The organism is Salipiger abyssi (assembly GCF_017311415.1).
Lineage (GTDB): Bacteria > Pseudomonadota > Alphaproteobacteria > Rhodobacterales > Rhodobacteraceae > Salipiger > Salipiger abyssi_A.
The window spans coordinates 38,827-56,174 of record NZ_JAEKIS010000001.1; the positions used below are offsets into that span (position 1 = coordinate 38,827).

Genomic DNA, 17,348 nt, shown 5'->3' on the forward strand with positions numbered 1-17,348 from the left:
GCCATGGGTGGAACCGGCGTCATCGACAATTTCTTGGGCATCTTCTCCAGCTATATCGACAGCGGGTTTGGGCTGCTCGGGGGTGAGGTGGCCTTCATCGCCACCACGCTGATCGTGATCGACGTGACGCTGGCGGCGCTGTTCTGGGCCTGGGGCGCCGATGACGACATCATCGCCCGGCTGGTGAAGAAGACGCTCTTTGTCGGAGTCTTCGCCTATATCATCTCCAACTGGAACAACCTCGCCCGGATCGTCTTCGAGAGCTTCGCGGGCCTCGGTCTGATGGCCTCGGGCACCGGGTTTTCCGCTGCCGACCTTCTGCGCCCTGGCCGCGTGGCCCAGACCGGGCTAGAGGCCGGACGACCGCTGCTCGAAAGCATCTCCGATCTGATGGGCTGGGTCGCGGTCTTCGAGAACCTCGTCCAGATTCTCTGCCTGTTCTTCGCCTGGGCGCTGGTGATCCTCGCCTTCTTCATCCTCGCGGTTCAGCTCTTCGTCACCCTGATCGAGTTCAAACTCACGACCCTCGCGGGCTTCGTGCTGATCCCCTTCGGCCTCTTCGGCAAGACCGCTTTCATGGCCGAGCGTGTGCTGGGCAACGTCATCTCGTCCGGCATCAAGGTTCTCGTCCTCGCCGTGATCATCGGCATCGGATCGACGCTCTTCGGCCAGTTCACCGCTGGCTTCGGCGGCGTGACCCCGACCATCGATGATGCCATGGCGATTGTTCTGGCTGCCCTGTCTCTGCTGGGCCTCGGAATATTCGGCCCCGGTATCGCCTCGGGTCTGGTGTCCGGCGGGCCGCAACTCAGCGCGGGGGCGGCCATTGGTACCGGCCTTGCCGTTGGTGGCGCGGCGATCGGGGCCGGAGGGGCGACCATGCTGGCGGCACGCGGGGCGGGATCTGCGCTCTCCGGAGGTGCCGCCATCGCACGCGGCGGCGCCACCGCGGCGGGCGCTGCCTCGAGCGCCTACACGCTCGGCTCGATGGGCGGAGGAGGTCTCGCCGGCGGGATGGCTGGTGTAGCGCGCGCCGGGGCCGCTGCCGCGGCATCACCGCTCAAGAAGGCGTCCTCTCGCGCGGCTGGCGGGATCCAGTCCAGCTACGCCGAGGGCGTCAAGGGCGGTGTTGCGGCGACGGGCGGAACCACCTCGATGGGCACGGTCGGCGGAGCGGTGCCCGAGCCTTCTTCCAGCCCGTCCGCCTCCGATGGCCCGCCAGCCTGGGCGAAGCGCATGCGCCATAGCCAGGCCGTGGGCCATGGCGTCCGTGCTGCCGCCCATGCCGTCCGGTCGGGCGACAGCCACGGCTCGGGCTCCTCCGTCAATCTCTCCGAAAGGGATCGCTCATGAACCTCTTCAAGCGTTCCGCCACGCATTATGGCAAGTCACCTCAACCAGAGACGCCCTACCAGAAGGCCGCGCAGGTCTGGGACGAGCGTATCGGCTCCGCCCGCGTCCAGGCCCGCAACTGGCGCTACATGGCCTTCGCCAGCCTGATCCTGACGGCGGGTTTTGCTGGCGCCCTGGTCTGGCAATCTGCGCGTGGTACCGTCGTGCCCTGGGTCGTTCAGGTCGACGCGCTCGGCGAGGCCCAGGCTGTCGCGCCAGCCTCCGCCGACTACGAACCGACCGATCCGCAGATCGCCTTCCATCTCGGCCGTTTCATCGAGCAGGTCCGCTCCATTCCGGCCGATCCGATCATCGTTCGGCAGAACTGGCTGCGCGCCTATGAGTTCACCACGGATCGTGGCGCGGCTGCGCTCAACGACTTCGCCCGCGCCAACGACCCGTTCACCCGCGTCGGTCGCCAACAGATCGCAGTCGAGGTGTCCTCGGTCATCCGGGCCTCGCCGGGATCGTTCCGCGTCGCCTGGACCGAGCGCCACTACGAAAACGGCCAGCTTTCCACGACCGAGCGCTGGACCGCGATCCTGACCGTCGTGATCCAGACCCCGCGCAGCGCCGAGCGCCTGCGCGCCAACCCCCTCGGAATCTATGTCAATGCGATCTCCTGGTCGCGGGAGATGAGCCAATGACTGAAACGCATGTTCGTGCAATCAGGTCTTCGAGCGTCAGGACGCCGACGTTGGTGGCCCTCCTGCTATCCGCATCCGTGCTGGCGGGATGTGCCAGCAACCGGGTGCCGGAATTCAGCTACGACGAGTCCGTGCGGCCGCTACCCACTCCGCCCGCCTCGGCTGCCGAGGAACGTCCTCGACCCCTGCACACGCCGCCGGTCTGGACAGTGGCGCATGGCGGAGCGGTGGCAGGCACACCGACCGGACGTATCGAAAACGCCAATGCTGCCGCCCGGGTCGAGCCGCGCCGCGAGGGCTACTACAATGCCATCCAGATCTATCCCTGGTCGGAAGGCGCGCTCTATCAGGTCTATGCCGCACCGGGTCAGATCACCAACATCGCACTCGAGCCGGGCGAACGTCTGACCGGCGCGGGTCCGATCGCCGCAGGGGATACCACGCGCTGGATCATCGGCGACACAGAGAGCGGGTCCGGATCCACTGCCCGTGTCCACATCCTCGTCAAACCGACGCGGGACGACATCTCGACCAATCTGGTGATCAGCACTGACAGGCGGGTGTACACGATCGAGCTGCGTGCACACGAGGCGCTCTACATGCCCTCGGTCGCCTGGGCTTATCCGGCTGCGCCCCGTGGTGGGCGACAGGCTGTGGCGACCGCGCCGACCATCCCGGCGCCGTCGGCCCGCAATCATCGTTACGGCTTGCAGATCCGGGGTGAGAGTCCGCCCTGGCGCCCGGTTTCCGTCTTCGACGATGGCCGCCGCGTCTATGTCGTTTTCCCGGCTGGCATCGCCCAGGGCGAGATGCCACCGCTCTTCGTGCTCGGCGCCGACGGAGAACCGCAGATCGTGAACAGCCGTATTCACCGGAACGTTCTGATCGTGGATCGCCTCTTCGGTGCCGCCGAGCTCCGGCTGGGAGCAGGAGACCGCCAGCAGGTGGTCCGGATCGTGCGCATGGAGGAACGCGAGGCGGATGCGCGGACGGATGGGGATGCGCGAAGGGGAGGGGCGTCATGAGTGACACCGATCCTGCAGCTCCGATGCGTCTGCGTCCCGATCCGCCCCGCGTGACCAGGCTGTCGCGCAAGGTTCTGGCCGGTGTCGGAGCGGTCGCGCTGTTGGGTATCGGGGGTGCGCTGATCTATGCGCTCCAGACCCGTGAGGTAGGGTCGGGAGGTGGAGAACTCTACTCCATCGACAATCGACCCGCAGCGGACGGCCTGGAAGGGCTGCCGTCCGACTATACCGGACCGGTTCTGGGACCCGCACTGCCAGGTGACCTCGGGCGACCGATCCTCGATGCGCAGGAGCGGGGAGTGCCCGTCAACCCTCCACCGATAGCGGGGCCGACCGTCGATCCGGACGCGGAGCGCCGCAGGGCAGAGGAGGAAACCGCACGTGTGAGCGGTGTCTTCTTCCAGACGGCATCTGGCAGGGCAACGACGACCGGGGCCGGCGTGAACCTTCCGGGCCTGGGTAGCTCCGAGCAACCTGAGGGGAGTCGGCATACGGCTTTCCTCAACAGTCCGGTGGAGCGGCAGACCGTCGCATCCGATCGCATTCAGCCGCCAGCCTCGCCGTACATCCTTCAGGCGGGAGCGGTGATTCCGGCCGCGCTCATCACAGGCATTCGTTCCGATCTCCCGGGGCAGATCACCGCGCAGGTCACCGAGAATGTCTATGACAGTCCCACCGGATCGCTGCTCCTGATCCCGCAGGGAACCCGCATCATCGGCCAATACGATGACGGTGTGACGTTCGGCCAACGCCGCGTGCTGCTGGTCTGGAACCGCCTGATCCTTCCCGGCGGTCAATCCATTGTTCTCGAACGTCTGCCGGGGGCGGATGCGAGCGGCTATGCCGGCCTCGAGGATGGCGTGGACTACCACTGGTGGGATCTCATGCGCGCGGCGGGTCTGTCCACCCTGCTCGCGATCGGCGCGGACCTCGCCTCCAATGACGAAGACCGCCTGGTCCAGGCGATCCGCGATGGCGCTGTGGACACGATCAACCAGGCCGGTCAGCAGATCGTCCAGCGTCAGTTGCAGGTCGCGCCAACGCTGACCATCCGTCCGGGGTTCCCGGTCAGGATCATCGTCACCCGCGATCTGGTATTCGAAACGGCAGGAGGTTGATCATGTCGAAACTTAAGCTTGGGCCGTTGCCCGATGACAAGCCGGTGAAGGTGACAGTGGAATTGCCCGCGTCCGTTCATCGCGATCTTGTCGCCTATGCCGAAATCCTCGCCCGTGATAGCGGCCAGGCCGCCGCCGATCCTGTCCGGCTGATCGTGCCGATGCTGGAGCGATTCATGGCCACGGATCGCGGGTTCGCGAAGGCGAGACGGGCTGCTCAATCCCACAGGGATGCCCATTGATCACCCCGCGATTTTCCAGCTCTGCCTTAGCCCTTGCCATGCTCAGAAGACGCCTGAACGCTGGGTTGTCGTTATTCGGCGACCAGATTGCAGAAAATGGAAGGCGCTCGCCCTTGATCGGTCGAAAGACCACTCCCGGATGGGTCGTCACTGTCATTGCCTCGCTGACCACGGTCAAACCTCGCCCAATGGCAACCAATGACAGCAGGTTATCTCGACTTACGGACTGCACATGTATGTCAGGGTGCCAACTGAGCTCTGCCAGCTTCCTCACCAGATAGTCATAGATCTCTTGGCCCGGCGCTGTTTCGCTGACCATGAAAGCCTCGCCGCTAAGCTCGCGCCAGTCGACTGCTGTCCGGATGGCTAACTCATGGCGTTCAGGCAGGACAACGAAAACACCTTCCGACCACATCAATGCGCTGTCGCAATCTTGCCAGGTTCGGGTTCCGGTTAGGAAAGCGACGTCGAGTTTGAGCCCGCGAATTGCAGCGACGTGTTCTTCCGGGTTTCCATCGATCAATTCGATCTGAACATGGTTGTGCTGCTCCCCGAAGGAGCGCAGCAATTCGGCCAGAAAGCCCGAGGCAATCGATGAATAAATGCCGACTCTTATACGGCCGTTTTCCGATCTGCCAAGTGCCGCCATCGCGTGCAAGCTCTCATCTAGCCCGCGAATTATCTGACGTGCGCGAGGTAGAAATTGTTGCCCGGCGCGGTTTAGGGTCACACCGCTTCGATGACGGTGGAACAAGGATGTCCCGAGGCGATCTTCGAGATCGCAGATGCATCGACTGATTGATGACTGCTGGACACCCATCGTGCTTCCAGCCTTTCGGAAACTGCCATGATCGGCTGCATTAACGAAGCACCGCAGGTGCCGAAACTCAATGTCACGTGCTCTCCTTTTCATCGTGTGTCATCCGCTCGATGCCCCCATAGGTGGGTCTCGCACTCGATCGTGCAGGGTTCTGGTGCCGTGCTTTTTACGAGATCGTTCGTCCATTTTAGCTATGTGAACTGCTAGGAAGTACTTTTGCGGAAGACCAGTCCCGGGCAACTGCCTGAAGTTCCAACCGGACCTGCATCGCTCTCTCCCGATTGGATTTAGCCGTCCAAGACTGGAGAAGTGTAGGTCGTCGTGCCGACAGCACGGTGCCGCCGGCACGCCACTTGGCATCAGGCGTTTTTCACCTCGATGCGCTTGACCTTGGCCTGCGCCTCCGGGGTCTGCGGCAGCTTGATCGTCAGCACGCCGTTCTTGAAGCTGGCATCGGCCTTCTCACCGTCGACTCCCGGCGGTAGCGGGATCGTGCGATAGATCGCGCCATAGCTGCGTTCGGAGAGATAATAGCCCTTCTTCTCCTCCTGCCGCTCGATCTTCTTCTCGCCCTTGATGGTCAGCATGTCGTCGGTCACGGTGACCTCGATGTCCTTCATTTCCATCCCGGGCAGTTCGATCGATACCTCCACGTGATCTTCGGTCTCGACCACGTCGGATTTCGCCTCGCCGCCTCCCCAGGGCCAGTCGAAATCGCCGACGCGGTTCCAGAAGCCTTCAAACACACGGTTCATGTCGCGTTGAAGGGTGGCGATGGGGTTCTGGTCATCACTTTTCGGGTCGGGCGCATGATCCTTCCGCGCCCAAGGGATCAGGTCCTTGATCTGCATGTGAGTTCTCCTTTCTTCTTTTGGGTGCGACATGTCGGGTTTACGAAGCCGTTACCGTGATCTTTTTGGGTTGGGCTTCCGCTGCGCGCGGCAGCGTCAGGGTCAACACACCGTTCGAGACCTGCGCGCCGATCTTGTCGGGGTCGAAGTCGTCGGACATGGTGAAGGCTCGCTCGAAATCGCCCTCGCCGTATTCGGCATAGGCCAATTGCAGCTTCTCGGGCTGCGTGGCATGGACCTTACCTCGGATCGTCAACACGCGCTTTTCGAGCGTGATATCCACGTCTTCGGCGGCGACGCCCGGCATCTCGAGCATCAGCGTCACCCCGTCAGTCGTTTCGACGATGTCGGTCAGCGGCCTGTAGATACGACGGCCGGTGGTGGTTTCCGGTGTCTCGGCCGCGGTCTTGTCGGCAGTATGTGTCACATCGTTGGTCATGGATCGGTCCTCCTCTTACGCAGCCTTGATCTCGATTTTCCGCGGCTTGTCCTCTTCGGGACGGCCGATCACGATGCGCAGCACACCGTTGGTCATCCGCGCCTCGACCTTGTCCTCTGCGGCCACGAACGGCAGCCGAACCGAACGAGCGAACTTGCCAAAGCCGCGTTCGTTGCGGTGCCAGCGGCCGCCTTCCGGAATTTCGGGCGCCTTGCGCTCGCCAGAGAGCGTCAGGACATTTTCCTTCACGGAAATGTCGATGTCGGCCGGGTCAACGCCAGGGAGTTCTGCCGTGATCGCGACTGCCTCGTCGCCCTGCCAGACGTTCACGGCGGGGAAAACGGGCTGGGTCACGCGGCCAGGAGAGGTCCTGTCAAAATCGCGCAGCATCGAGCGCATCAGCGCAAACGGATCGCTGCGACGTGTGTAGGTGGGATAGAGCATGTTTCGCCTCCGTCGTTTCAGTTGACGGCGTGGATTTGTCACCACGCCACTGAACGCCCGCGGAGAATGGACATGCTTCAAGGTTCGCCATTTCGGCGGCGGTCTGGTGCGTTTGCGTCTGCCATGCGTTCCTCTCAGGCGAACGTCAGGCGGTCCGCTGAATCAGCCGAACCTGTCGCGTATCCGTGAAACCCCAACTGGGCGTTCCGCTGCGGATAAAGTGTTGCTTGTTTGCAACTTCAAGGCCTCAGCGCAAAAAAGTACTCATCGATAGACGCCCCAGGGCCCGTAACGCGGCGTGGAGACGCGCACAGCCCGCGGTGCGTTCAGGGGAACGGACGGTGGGACCGGTCGGCGGGGTCCGGAAAGTGCACGCAGTCGCCGGACTCGATCGGCGGTGGGCGGGTGCGTGCGCAGGATCGAGGGTTCGGGGATGCGGCGGCCGGGCAGGAACATCTCTTCCCAGACCCGCCCGATGCGGCGTTCCAGCTTGAGGAGGGCCGAAGCGAGGCCATCGGGATCGCCGGTCAGCTCGGCGCCGCCCCTGTCGGCATCGTATTCCCGGGCCCGCGACAGCGCGAGCTGAAGAAGGGCCATGATCGTGGGTGAAAAGATCAGGACAAGTGGTACCTGCCAGGGCACATAAGCCGCGCCGGCCAGGATTAGCGGCAGGTTCAGCAGCAGGATGAGTTGCCCAACCCAGGACGCGAGCGACACCGCGCGCGACATCGCGTCGGCCAGACCCATGATCCAGAGATCGCGGTTGGCGATGTGAGCGACCTCGTGCGCCAGGACCCCGGCCAGTTCGCGCTGGTTCATCAATCGCAGAAGACCATCGCTGACGCAGACGGCGCTTTCATCCGGAGAGCCCATAGCGAAGGCGTTCGGTATCTGGCTCGGTACATAGTAGAGTTCCGGTACACGCGGCAGCCCGGCGCGGCGTGCGAGTTCGGCCAGTATCGCCATGCCCTCTGGAAATTCCCGCCCGCTGAGCCTGCGTGCGCCGTAGGCGTTCAGCAACAGGCGTTTCGGGATGCCGGGTGACAGCAGCAATCCCAGCAAGGATCCGATGACGATCGGAATCGCCAAGCCCTGTCCCGCAATCGCCGAAACGATGAACCAGGCGATAACCGCCATACCCGCCAAAAGCAGGATGGATTGAAGCAGGTTCAGGAATTGGTGGCGCGGCGTTGCAGTCATGATCGCAATAAACTTCACTTGCAGCTAACGGGAAGTGGCACACCACGGGATGTAAGAATTTTGGGCATCGTTGCCAGCTTCGATCTTCATGTCGGATCCCTCTTGAACTCGGCTCAAGCAATACCAATCTGGCCGGGTGTGATAAACCAGCAACATCTCTACGGGTTGGCGCCGAGGAGATAAGGGGATGGAAAAGAGAACCGAATTTAATATCTGGTACTGGATCGTCGCATTTTTTGCGGTGATCTTTATTCAGGATCTGATCGCCAGCTACCGCAGCACCGCGCCGATCAGCTATAGCCAATTCGAACAGTATCTAGCCGACGGCGACATCGCTTCGGTTGCGGTCGGGTCCGATACGATCACCGGTACTTTCGGAGCTCCCATCGACGGGCGCTCGGGCTTCGTCACCACGATCGTCGATCCCGCCATTCTTGAACGGCTGGACGACGCGGATGTCGAGATCACCGGCATTCCGCAAAACACCTGGATCGGGGCGCTTCTCTCCTGGGTGGTGCCGGCAGTGGTCTTCTTCGGTCTCTGGATGTTCGTCTTTCGCAAGTTCGCCGAGCGTCAGGGTTTTGGCGGCTTCCTGCAGGTCGGCAAGAGCAAGGCCAAGGTCTACATGGAGAAGGAAACCGGCGTCAGTTTTGCCGATGTGGCCGGGGTCGACGAGGCCAAGGCCGAGCTGGAGGAAGTGGTCGATTTCCTGAAGACGCCCGAGGAATACGGCAAGCTCGGCGCGCGGATCCCGAAAGGTATCCTGCTGGTCGGCCCGCCGGGTACCGGCAAGACGCTTCTGGCGCGGGCCGTGGCGGGCGAGGCGGGCGTGACCTTCTTCTCGATCTCCGGCTCTGAATTCGTCGAGATGTTCGTGGGCGTCGGCGCCGCAAGGGTGCGCGATCTGTTCGAGCAGGCCCGCAAGAACGCACCCGCGATCATCTTCATTGACGAGCTCGACGCGCTTGGTCGCGCCCGCGCCTCCGGTCAGATGGCCGGCGGGCATGACGAGCGTGAGCAGACGCTGAACCAGCTTCTCACTGAGCTGGACGGGTTCGACCCGTCGTCGGGGATCGTGCTGCTGGCGGCCACCAACCGGCCGGAAATCCTGGACCCGGCGCTGCTCAGGGCCGGGCGCTTCGACCGGCAGGTGCTGGTGGACAAGCCCGACAAGAAGGGCCGCATCCAGATCCTCGGGGTACACATGAAGAAGGTGACGCTCGCACCGGATGTGGATGCCGAGAAGGTCGCCGCGCTGACCCCGGGCTTTTCCGGAGCGGACCTGGCAAATCTGGTCAATGAGGCGGCGCTATTGGCAACCCGCCGAAAGGCCGATGCGGTGACCATGGAAGACTTCAACAACGCGGTAGAGCGTATCGTCGCCGGGCTGGAAAAGCGCAATCGTGTTCTGAACGCGCGCGAGCGGGAAATCGTGGCGCATCACGAAATGGGGCACGCGCTGGTCGCGATGGCGCTGCCGGCGGTCGATCCGGTGCACAAGGTCTCGATCATCCCGCGCGGGATCGGTGCGCTCGGCTATACGATCCAGCGCCCGACCGAAGACCGCTTCCTGATGACCCGCGAGGAACTGGAGAACAAGATCGCCGTTCTTCTGGGCGGGCGTGCGGCCGAGAAGGTCATATACGATCACCTTTCGACCGGTGCCGCCGACGACCTGGTGAAGGCAACCGACATCGCCAGGGGCATGGTCGCGCGCTACGGCATGGACCCCGATCTGGGCCATGTCAGCTATGACACCGAGCGGCCCGGCTTCCTTGGCACGGGGGATCAATCCGCCTGGCTCAACCGCCGCCACAGCGAGGCAACGGCCGAGCGGATGGATACCGCTGTCAAGGCGATCATCGACGACATCTTCGCACGTACGGTCGCGCTTCTCGACGCGAACCGGGCGCTGCTGGAGGAAACGTCCCGCGATCTGCTCGACCGCGAGACGCTGGACGAGCCCGACCTTCGGGCCATCGCAGAAAAGGTCCGCACTCAGGAGGTCGAGGCGGCCTGAATATAGAGACCCAGTCCGGACGTTCCGGCTGGGAGCATGACGGAGGTGAAAAATGGCAAACGGCATCTGTGATATCTGCAAATCCCGACCTGCCAGCTTTCGTGCGCAGGTCTCTGTCAACGGTGAACGCAAGGTGATGGAGCTTTGCGACGAGGACTACCGCAGGATCGCCCGACGGCAGGGGCGTAGCGCATCGCCACTGGAATCGCTTTTCGGAGGGCGCTCGCTCTTCGATGAATTCTTTGGCGATGCCGGTGGCCTTTTCGATCGGTTTGGCGAAGATCAGGGGCAACCCGTCCCGATCCGACAGGCGGGGCGCACCGCGCGGCGCGGCGGCATCAATATCGCTGACCGCCTGAGCGAACAGGCCAACCGGCTTTTGCAGGAGGCGGGCCAGAAGGCGCATGAATTCGGCCGGACCGAGGTTGATACGGAACACCTTCTGCTGGCGCTGACCGGCTCGGATGTTGTCCGCACGGTGCTGGGGCAGGTCAAGATCGACGCCGACGATCTGCGCCGCCAGATCGAGAGCGAAGCGAAGAAGGGCGACGCAACGGGGGAGGACCGTGAGATCGGCGTCAGCCCGCGGGTGAAGGATGCGCTGAACCGCGCCTTCATCGCCTCGAACGAGCTGGGCCATTCCTATGTCGGCCCCGAACACCTTCTGATCGGTCTCGCCGAAGAGGGGGAGGGCGTGGCGTCGAGCATCTTGAACCGGCTGGGCCTGACGCCGCAGGCGCTACGCCAGCAGGTGACGAAGGTCGTCGGTCAGGGGGCCGAGGAAGGCCGTGTCGAAACCCCGTCGAGCACGCCTGATCTGGATGAATATAGCCGCGATTTGACCAAGCTGGCGCGCGAGGGCAGGCTCGACCCGGTGATCGGCCGGGCGCGTGAAATCGAAACGACGATCGAGGTTCTGGCGCGGCGCAAGAAGAACAACCCGGTGCTGATCGGCGAACCGGGTGTCGGCAAGACCGCGATCATCGAGGGGCTGGCGCAGCGCATCGTCGCGGGCGAGGTGCCCGAGGCGCTGCGCGACAAACGGCTGGTCGAACTCAACATCAACTCGATGGTGGCCGGATCGAAATATCGCGGTGAGTTCGAGGAGCGGGTCCAGAAGATCCTCAAGGAGATCGAGGCCAACAAGGCCGACATGATCCTGTTCATCGACGAGATCCACACCATCGTCGGAGCCGGACAGGGCGGCGGCGAAGGCGGGCTCGACATCGCCAATACGTTCAAGCCGGCGCTGGCCCGCGGCGAGCTGAACCTGATCGGCGCGACCACCCTGAACGAGTACCAGAAATACATCGAGAAGGACGCCGCGCTGGAGCGCCGCTTCCAGCCGGTCTATGTCGATGAGCCGACGGTGGCGCAGACGATCATGATCCTGCGGGGCCTGCGCGACACGCTGGAAAGCCACCACAAGGTGACGATCACCGACGAGGCCATCGTCGCGGCGGCCGAGCTTTCCGACCGCTACGTCACCGGCCGCTTCATGCCCGATAAGGCCATCGACCTGATCGACCAGGCTGCCGCGCGCGTGAAGATCAGCGCTACCGCGCGTCCCGTCGATGTCCAGGAGCTCGAGGCTGAGGTCGCCCAGATCCGGCGCGAGCAGGACTACGCCGCGGGGAGGAAGCAGTTCGACCGTGCTGCTGAACTCAAGAAAGAGCTTGAAACGAAACAGGTCGAGCTTGACGAGTTGATGGAAACCTGGAAGCGCGACCGGGCCTCTGCGACGGCTGAAGTGCGCGCCGATCACGTGGCGCAGATCGTCTCGAAACTGACCGGCGTGCCGGTGAGCGAACTGACGACAGAAGAGCGCGAAAAGCTGCTGAAACTCGAGGACAAGTTGCATGAGCGGGTAATCGGCCAGGAAGAGGCCATCCATGCCGTTGCCGACGCCGTGCGACTGGCGCGCGCCGGGCTGCGCGAGGGCTCCGGCCCGACCGCGACCTTCCTGTTCCTCGGCCCGACCGGCGTTGGCAAGACCGAGCTGGCCAAGACTCTGGCGGAGACGATCTTCGGTGATCAGGATGCGATGATCCGCATCGACATGTCCGAATATGGCGAACGTCACGCGGTCGCGCGGCTGGTTGGCGCCCCGCCGGGCTATGTCGGTTACGACGAGGGCGGCCAGTTGACGGAACGGGTCCGGCGCCGGCCCTATTCTGTCGTGCTGCTCGACGAGATCGAGAAGGCGCATGCGGATGTCTATAACATCCTGCTGCAGGTCTTCGACGATGGCCGCCTGACCGATGGCAAGGGCCGCGTGGTGGATTTCACCAACACTATCATCATCGCCACGTCGAACCTCGGTTCCGACATCATCCAGCGCAACCTTCGCAAGCGCGGAACCAAGGAGTTCGACGAGGCCGGGCAGAAGGCCGAACTGATGGACGTTCTGCGCGTTCATTTCCGGCCCGAGTTCATCAACCGGATCGACGAAATCATCGTCTTCCATTCTCTGAACCAGTCGGAAATCCGGCAGATCGTCGAGCTGCAGCTGGCCCGCGTCGCCCGCACGGCGATGACCCAGGGCGTCGAGCTCGACTATGACGGAAGCGTTGCGGAGCATTTCGGAGCGGTGGGTTTCCGGCCAGAGTTCGGCGCCCGCGAGTTGCGACGGCTAATCCGGTCGGAGCTGGAGACCGAGCTCGCCCGCGAGATGCTTTCGGGCCGGATCGAGGACGGGGACAAGGTGCGCGTCGCCTGGACCGCGGATGATCAGAAGATCACGTTCCAAAAGCTGGAGAGCGCAGGAGAAACCGAGGCCCTCGGCGAGCCGGGCAATAGCGATAGCGAAGAGACCGAGCCTGCCGCCGAATGACGGCCCGTGCACCGGCGACGGTAGCGCCGCCGGTGCCGCAATCCGAAGAGAGGTAAATCATGATGAAAGGACATAACCGCCCCCCATTTCGGCCGAAGATCCCCGGAACTGACCTGACATCTCCAGACGTGCCGACAGCGTTGATCTACAGGCCAGCTCGCTCGTCCCACACCTCCGCTCCAATCAGGCGGCAGCATTGGATACTCGAGTTTGAGCCGGCCCGGGCGCCGGTCATCGAGCCTCTTATGGGCTGGACTGCAACCGAAGATCCCTATCGTCCGATCCGCCTGACATTCCCTGATCTCGACAGCGCCATCGCCTTCGCGGAACGAAACGACTGGCAGTATATCGTGCGCCACGAGCCGGACAAACGTCGATCCGTGCCACCGCGCCGCTTCTGGTGGGAAACCGTGCCAACCAGCAAGGGAGCCGATGCTCCTGGCGCCCATCGCATCGAGACAGGCCACCGACCGAGTTCCGGGCACCGGCTTCACCGAGGCATCGACGCGGCCAGCGTTCGTGATCTCTCAGCGGAACTCGCGACGGCTGCAGACCCGGTCAGTGAAGCGAGTGCTGAGTCCTTCCCCGCGTCCGACCCACCGGCGTGGATCGGGGCGACTGTCTATGGAAGCGGGCGACGTTGATGCACGCCGACCAGGGGCTGTTGGAGGCCGCCGCGTTGCTCGCCATGATGGCTTTTTGCCATGTCGCAATCTGCGCACGGCTTGGCATCCCCGCACTGGTCGGTTTCCTGCTGTCCGGCATTGTGATCGGGCCGTCGGGTCTGGGGCTCATCGCGGAGGGTGCAACACTGACGCTTATCGGTGAGGTCGGGGTGATCCTGCTTCTCTTTGCGCTTGGTCTGGAATTCTCCCTCGACAAGCTCGTGTCGCTCCGGCGACTGATCTTCGGGCTCGGTCTGGCACAGGTGCTCGTAGTCGGAGGGTTAGTCACCGTAGGGCTCCTCGTCTTTACCGAGATCGCGCCGGCGGCGGCGGTTCTGATCGCTGGCGCGGTCGCGATGTCGTCGACCGCGCTTTGCCTCAAGGTCCTGGCGGGCGGCGATGCGCTCGGAACGCCTCAGGGACGGGTCGCGATCGCTGTTCTGCTGTTTCAGGATCTGGCGGCCGTCGGCTTTCTGGCGTTTCACGATGTCATCGCCGCAGCCGGAGCCGTGGGAAGCGCGCACGACGTCCTGAAGATGGTTGGGGGCATGGGCGTGCTCGTCGGGGCGCTCTTCATCGCCCGGTCAATGCTTCAGCGGCTTGCCGGATGGGTCGCAACCCAGGGCGAGGCTGAACTCGCACAGCTTCTAGCCCTGACCGTAGCCTTGCTCGCGGCCATTATTGCGCAGGGTGCGGGTCTTTCGCCGGCGCTCGGTGCATTCACTGCCGGCATGATGATCGCCGAGTGCGACGCTCGCCAATTTGTCGAACGGGAAATCAGGCCGTTCCGGGATTTGTTCGTCGGGGTGTTCTTCATCGGTATCGGAACTCAACTCCATATAGGTGCGGTTTGGTCGACATGGCCAACGGTGTTGGCATGGCTTTTTGTGCTCATGGTGGTGAAACTCGCGCTTGTTGTTGCCCTGACCCGCATGTTCGGAGAACAGCTCGAGACTGCGCTTCGCGCGGGCGCCATCCTGGCCCATGGCGGCGAATTCAGCTTGATGCTCATCTCTGTCACGACTGCCTCCGGCCTGTTGCAAGCCAAGGTCGCCGAGCCTCTGTTCCTCGCGTTGGGGCTGAGTATGCTGATTGGAGCGGTTGTGGTTCGTCGCGCAGCGTAAATGCGACCGACGCACACTCATGGTGACTCAAGGGACGTTGCGACTTTGGCCCCTATCTCAGTTTCATGATCTCGTCCCTGAATGCTTCCTTTGGTGTTCGCCAGCCGAGACATTTTCTTGGTGTGCCGTTCAGGCGGTCGCAAATCGCCTTCATATCGAGATTTGAGAGCGCCGCGAGCTGGGTGTCGCGTGGCAGGTAACGCCTGGCGCGTTTGTTCAGGTTCTCTACTGATCCTTTCTGCCAGGGCGCCTGCGGATCGCAGAACCAACTCTCAGTTCCGATGCCGGATTGCAGTTTCCGCCAGTCCCTGAACTCAAAACCCCGGTCGAATGTGATGGACGTCCTGGCAGGCTGGGGCAGGGGTTCCAGCACGTTCATCAGTGCATCCATGAAGTGGGTGGAGCTGCGATCATTGTTGCGGAATAGAACGGCGAACCGGGTCTTCCGCTCAACGAGCGAGGCGACGTTCATCGTGCCGGTGCTGCGCTCGAAGATCATCAGATCGCCTTCCCAATCCCCGAATGCGTCTCGTGTCTTGACGTGTTCGGGGCGTTGATGGATCGATCGGTCCGGCGGGAAGACCTGTCCTCTTGGGCGCCTTGAGTGACGTGGTCTGCGCTTCTTGCGTCGGCCAGGAAGGTAGCGTGCCAGCCGATCAGACTGGCCTTCCTTGCTGTAGACATAGGCGTAGATCGTCTCGTGACTGACACGTGAGGGCTGGCCGTCATACCCGAGCCGCCCGGCGATTTGTTCCGGCGTCCAGCCGTCCTTCAGCCGTTCGATCACATGCTTGCGCAGTGCATCAAGTCGGATGAGTTTCCGGCGTCGCGCGCGCCGCTGTGTCGCTGTTCTCTGGGCGACCATCCCGTAGTAGCCATTCAGATAACTCAGCTCATCGTCTTTGAAGGCGTTGCGCCTGATCTCGCGGTAGACGGTTGAGCGATGCCTCCCGATCTCAGTCGCGATCTCACTGACCGGCACCTTCGCGTTCAGCATATCCTCGATCGTACGTCTTTCTCGCAGATTCAACTCCATGTGCGCCATGTCCGTTCTCCTCGAATTTCCAAAAGGATAGAGGATTTGTCGCAACCCAGTTTAGAATGTGCCTCAGCAGTTGCCTGCTTCGCATAATATTTTCGGGCATCGTAGGGGTTGAAACTCCAAAGCCGATTTCTAACTGAACTTTTTGCAGGGGTTCCCTGCTATCTGACATCGCTGTTTTGCGCAGGAGGTTTTGCCGGGCAAGGCCATCTCGCGTTCCGGCACGATGGTCCGGCGGATGGCAGTGATCTTGTATCACGACTGTCCGAATTCGAGATGCCACATCCGGCGGTCATGCCCAGGCGGGGTGATCGTAGACGACCTTCTCGCGTCCATTGTTGAGGCTTCGCTCAGAAGAGGAGGTTTTGCCGATGAAGATCGCACAGATCGCACCGCTGGAAGAAAGTTGCCCGCCGCGTCTCTATGGGGGAACAGAAAGGATCGTCTCCTATCTCACCGAGGAACTGGTCAGGCAGGGCCATGAAGTCACGCTGTTCGCCAGCGGCGACAGCCGGACCAAGGCCCACCTGGTCCCGTGCAGCAAGGAAGCGCTCCGGCTCGATCCGAACGTGAAGAACTCGCTGCCGTGGCATGTCGCCATGCTGGAGGAAGTCCGCTTGCGGGCCGATGAATTCGACGTGCTGCATTTTCACATCGACTTCCTGCATTATCCCATGGCGCGCGCATTCGCCGATCGCATGGTGACGACCATGCACGGCCGGCTCGACGGGCCTGATCTTCGTCCCTTCTATGCGACCTTCCCGAACTATCCGCTCGTTTCGATCTCGGACGACCAGCGCCGTCCGCTGCCCTTCGTGAACTGGGCAGGGACCGTCTATCACGGACTTCCCAAGACTCTGCTGCCCTTCACCGAACGCCCGAACGGCGACTATCTTGCTTTTCTCGGACGGATTTCGCCGGAGAAACGGCCGGACCGCGCCATCGAGATAGCGGTGCGAGCGGGGATGCCATTGAAAATTGCTGCTAAGATCGGCGAGGCGGATCGCAAGTATTGGGACGAGATCATAGCACCGATGGTCGATGCCCATGACAATGTCGAGTTCATTGGGGAAATTAACGAAGAACAAAAAGCCGAGTTTCTCGGGAACGCGCGGGCGCTGTTGTTCCCTGTCGACTGGCCTGAACCTTTCGGTCTCGTGATGATCGAAGCTATGGCTTGCGGCACGCCGGTGATCGCATGGGCGAATGGCTCCGTGCCGGAGATCGTAGAGCCTGGGCTGACTGGCTATGTAGTGAGTTCTCTGGAAGATGCCGTCGCAGCTGTGGGGAAACTGAACCGAATCAGCAGACGAATCGTGCGCGAGACGTTCGAAGAACGCTTCACTGCGGACCGCATGGCGCGCGACTATGTCGAAATCTATCGTGGGTTGCCGGGCGTCGACGCTGTTACGATGCCGCTCCCGCATATGCTCGGGGGCCAAGGGGCTCAGGTCCTGCATGCAGCGGAATGAGAGCGAAGGAGAAT

16 protein-coding genes and 1 pseudogene are annotated in these 17,348 nt (G+C 62.7%); 10 read left to right on the forward strand and 7 right to left on the reverse strand.

Annotation, left to right across the window (positions count from 1 at the left end):
* Positions 1-3 precede the first annotated feature (3 nt).
* From trbL to I6N89_RS00235, 5 genes are read left to right on the forward strand one after another with little or no spacing between them, the layout of a single operon-like run.
* A complete protein-coding gene (trbL, locus tag I6N89_RS00215) occupies positions 4-1,353 on the forward strand; it encodes a P-type conjugative transfer protein TrbL (protein WP_207016272.1) in 1,350 nt (449 codons plus the stop codon).
* Positions 1,350-2,039 carry a conjugal transfer protein TrbF gene (trbF, locus tag I6N89_RS00220; RefSeq protein ID WP_093412387.1) on the forward strand — a complete coding sequence of 230 codons (690 nt, stop codon included), beginning with the start codon at positions 1,350-1,352 and terminating at the stop codon, positions 2,037-2,039. The genes trbL and trbF overlap by 4 nt, the downstream gene beginning before the upstream one ends.
* On the forward strand, positions 2,036-3,064 hold the full coding sequence (gene trbG / locus I6N89_RS00225; protein WP_207016274.1) for a P-type conjugative transfer protein TrbG: 1,029 nt from the start codon (positions 2,036-2,038) through the stop codon (positions 3,062-3,064). The genes trbF and trbG overlap by 4 nt, the downstream gene beginning before the upstream one ends.
* Positions 3,061-4,182, forward strand: coding sequence for a TrbI/VirB10 family protein (locus I6N89_RS00230; RefSeq protein WP_207016276.1), 1,122 nt, complete (start codon positions 3,061-3,063; stop codon positions 4,180-4,182). The genes trbG and I6N89_RS00230 overlap by 4 nt, the downstream gene beginning before the upstream one ends.
* Before the next feature lie 2 nt (positions 4,183-4,184).
* On the forward strand, positions 4,185-4,424 hold the full coding sequence (locus tag I6N89_RS00235) for a DUF2274 domain-containing protein (protein WP_093412383.1): 240 nt from the start codon (positions 4,185-4,187) through the stop codon (positions 4,422-4,424).
* On the opposite strand, the gene I6N89_RS00240 is transcribed toward I6N89_RS00235, so the two are convergent.
* The 6 genes and pseudogenes from I6N89_RS00240 to I6N89_RS00260 all read right to left on the reverse strand — a co-directional run bounded on the left by I6N89_RS00240 (position 4,357) and on the right by I6N89_RS00260 (position 8,178).
* On the reverse strand, positions 4,357-5,073 hold the full coding sequence (locus I6N89_RS00240; protein WP_236016384.1) for a LysR family substrate-binding domain-containing protein: 717 nt from the start codon (positions 5,071-5,073) through the stop codon (positions 4,357-4,359). The genes I6N89_RS00235 and I6N89_RS00240 overlap by 68 nt on opposite strands.
* Positions 5,074-5,190: 117 nt before the next feature.
* Positions 5,191-5,337 (reverse strand): annotated as a pseudogene (locus I6N89_RS25360) (LysR family transcriptional regulator); the annotation flags it as partial.
* A 266-nt stretch (positions 5,338-5,603) separates the two neighbouring features.
* Positions 5,604-6,095, reverse strand: coding sequence for an Hsp20/alpha crystallin family protein (locus I6N89_RS00245; RefSeq protein WP_028092946.1), 492 nt, complete (start codon positions 6,093-6,095; stop codon positions 5,604-5,606).
* A gap of 40 nt (positions 6,096-6,135) precedes the next feature.
* Complete coding sequence (locus tag I6N89_RS00250; protein ID WP_076625021.1) at positions 6,136-6,534, reverse strand: Hsp20/alpha crystallin family protein; 399 nt, start codon at positions 6,532-6,534, stop codon at positions 6,136-6,138.
* Positions 6,535-6,549: 15 nt separating this feature from the next.
* Positions 6,550-6,978, reverse strand: a complete 429-nt coding sequence (locus I6N89_RS00255) for an Hsp20/alpha crystallin family protein (protein WP_073033766.1) — start codon at positions 6,976-6,978, stop codon at positions 6,550-6,552.
* Positions 6,979-7,242: 264 nt separating this feature from the next.
* Positions 7,243-8,178 (reverse strand): zinc metalloprotease HtpX, encoded by a 936-nt coding sequence (locus I6N89_RS00260; protein ID WP_076625020.1) that lies wholly within the window; start codon positions 8,176-8,178, stop codon positions 7,243-7,245.
* Between the two features lie 187 nt (positions 8,179-8,365).
* On the opposite strand from I6N89_RS00260, the gene ftsH reads away from it, so the two are divergent.
* The 4 genes from ftsH to I6N89_RS00280 all read left to right on the forward strand — a co-directional run bounded on the left by ftsH (position 8,366) and on the right by I6N89_RS00280 (position 14,820).
* A complete protein-coding gene (ftsH, locus tag I6N89_RS00265; RefSeq protein ID WP_076625019.1) occupies positions 8,366-10,198 on the forward strand; it encodes an ATP-dependent zinc metalloprotease FtsH in 1,833 nt (610 codons plus the stop codon).
* A 52-nt stretch (positions 10,199-10,250) separates the two neighbouring features.
* On the forward strand, positions 10,251-13,031 hold the full coding sequence (locus tag I6N89_RS00270; protein WP_076625018.1) for an ATP-dependent Clp protease ATP-binding subunit: 2,781 nt from the start codon (positions 10,251-10,253) through the stop codon (positions 13,029-13,031).
* Positions 13,032-13,093: 62 nt separating this feature from the next.
* The gene (locus I6N89_RS00275) at positions 13,094-13,675 is read left to right on the forward strand and encodes an NADH dehydrogenase ubiquinone Fe-S protein 4 (protein WP_179949495.1); all 582 of its coding nucleotides are present in this window, start codon (positions 13,094-13,096) and stop codon (positions 13,673-13,675) included.
* Positions 13,675-14,820, forward strand: a complete 1,146-nt coding sequence (locus I6N89_RS00280) for a cation:proton antiporter (RefSeq protein ID WP_093412377.1) — start codon at positions 13,675-13,677, stop codon at positions 14,818-14,820. Before I6N89_RS00275 ends, I6N89_RS00280 begins: the two co-directional genes overlap by 1 nt.
* Positions 14,821-14,872: 52 nt before the next feature.
* Here the strand turns inward: I6N89_RS00280 and I6N89_RS00285 are convergent, their stop codons facing one another.
* A complete protein-coding gene (locus I6N89_RS00285; protein ID WP_207016278.1) occupies positions 14,873-15,865 on the reverse strand; it encodes an IS30 family transposase in 993 nt (330 codons plus the stop codon).
* A gap of 368 nt (positions 15,866-16,233) precedes the next feature.
* On the opposite strand from I6N89_RS00285, the gene I6N89_RS00290 reads away from it, so the two are divergent.
* Positions 16,234-17,334 (forward strand): glycosyltransferase family 4 protein, encoded by a 1,101-nt coding sequence (locus I6N89_RS00290; protein ID WP_076625015.1) that lies wholly within the window; start codon positions 16,234-16,236, stop codon positions 17,332-17,334.
* The last annotated feature ends 14 nt before the right edge of the window (positions 17,335-17,348 follow it).